This is a genomic window from Corynebacterium sp. UMB8791 (assembly GCF_054166365.1).
Genome location: NZ_JBSZCG010000022.1, coordinates 1 through 362, shown reverse-complemented (window position 1 = coordinate 362; position 362 = coordinate 1). Strand labels below are relative to the sequence as shown.

At 39.8% G+C, this 362-nt stretch carries 1 protein-coding gene; it reads left to right on the top strand.

Features of this window, described 5'->3' with window-relative positions:
• Positions 1-362 (top strand): aminotransferase class I/II-fold pyridoxal phosphate-dependent enzyme (locus tag ACXIUA_RS00610; protein WP_457975895.1); only part of this gene is annotated, 362 nt, incomplete at both ends.

Sequence of the window (362 nt, the reverse complement as noted above, 5' to 3'; positions counted from 1 at the left end):
CACTTCAGGTGCACAACAAGCACTTTTTTTAGTTTTGCAAGTTTTATTGAGACAAGGAGATAGTGTTGCCGTAGAAGATCCATCTTTCTTCTATGCCTTACCAATTTTCCAAGCTGCTGGTGTGCGCTTATTTGGTGTGCCCATGACAGAGGAAGGGATTGATCTTGAAGCGCTAGAACAAACAATCCGACAACATCGCATCAAAATGGTTATGGTTAATCCTTCCTTTCAAAATCCGACTGGGACAGTGATGCCTTTAAGAAAAAGAGAACAGCTCGTGAAAGTCTGTCAAACGTATCAAGTTCCTATTTTAGAAGATGATGTTTTTGGGCAGCTAAGTTTTATCTCAAAAACAGAAATTC